The sequence below is a fragment of the Halomonas sp. Cn5-12 genome (genome assembly GCF_021532545.1).
GTDB lineage: Bacteria > Pseudomonadota > Gammaproteobacteria > Pseudomonadales > Halomonadaceae > Vreelandella > Vreelandella aquamarina.
The window spans coordinates 1-1,218 of sequence record NZ_JAKGAY010000078.1 but is presented as its reverse complement, the minus strand read 5'-3'; the positions used below and the strand labels follow the sequence as shown (position 1 = coordinate 1,218).

Below are 1,218 nucleotides of genomic sequence, written 5' to 3'. Positions count from 1 at the left end.
GCTCAGACAGCTAGGAGGTTGGCTTAGAAGCAGCCATCCTTTAAAGAAAGCGTAATAGCTCACTAGTCGAGTCGGCCTGCGCGGAAGATGTAACGGGGCTAAACCAGGTACCGAAGCTACGGGTTCATCCTCTGGATGAGCGGTAGAGGAGCGTCGTGTAAGCCGATGAAGGTGTGTTGAGAAGCATGCTGGAGGTATCACGAGTGCGAATGCTGACATGAGTAACGATAAAGGGAGTGAAAAACTCCCTCGCCGGAAGACCAAGGGTTTCTGTTCGACGCTAATCGGAGCAGAGTGAGTCGGCCCCTAAGGCGAGGCCGAAAGGCGTAGTCGATGGGAAACGGGTCAATATTCCCGTACCGGACATGATTGCGATGGGGGGACGGAGAAGGCTAGGTGAGCCAGGCGTTGGTTGTCCTGGTGAAAGTGAGTAGGCTTGGGTCTTAGGTAAATCCGGGACCCTTTAAGGCCGAGACACGAAACGAAGACACTACGGTGTCGAAGTCATTGATGCCACGCTTCCAGGAAAAGCCTCTAAGCTTCAGATCATGTGCGACCGTACCCCAAACCGACACAGGTGGTCAGGGTGAGAATCCCAAGGCGCTTGAGAGAACTCGGGTGAAGGAACTAGGCAAAATGGTGCCGTAACTTCGGGAGAAGGCACGCCGGCGTAGGGTGAGAGGACTTGCTCCTTCAGCCCGAACCGGTCGAAGATACCAGGTGGCTGCAACTGTTTAGTAAAAACACAGCACTCTGCTAACGCGCAAGCGGACGTATAGGGTGTGACGCCTGCCCGGTGCCGGAAGGTTAAGTGATGGTGTTAGGCCTCGGCCGAAGCTCTTGATCGAAGCCCCGGTAAACGGCGGCCGTAACTATAACGGTCCTAAGGTAGCGAAATTCCTTGTCGGGTAAGTTCCGACCTGCACGAATGGCGTAATGATGGCCACGCTGTCTCCACCCGAGACTCAGTGAAATTGAAATCGCCGTGAAGATGCGGTGTACCCGCGGCTAGACGGAAAGACCCCGTGAACCTTTACTATAGCTTCACACTGGACGCTGATGTTGCCTGTGTAGGATAGCTGGGAGGCTTTGAAACCCGGACGCCAGTTCGGGTGGAGCCAACCTTGAAATACCAGCCTGGCATCATTGGCGTTCTCACTCAGGTCCGTGATCCGGATCGAGGACAGTGTGTGGTGGGTAGTTTGACTGGGGCGGTCT

Annotated in this window: 1 rRNA gene; it reads left to right on the top strand. The window is 55.0% G+C overall.

The features are described 5' to 3' along the window. Positions 1-1,218, top strand: a 23S ribosomal RNA gene (locus tag L1249_RS17370); the annotation flags it as partial.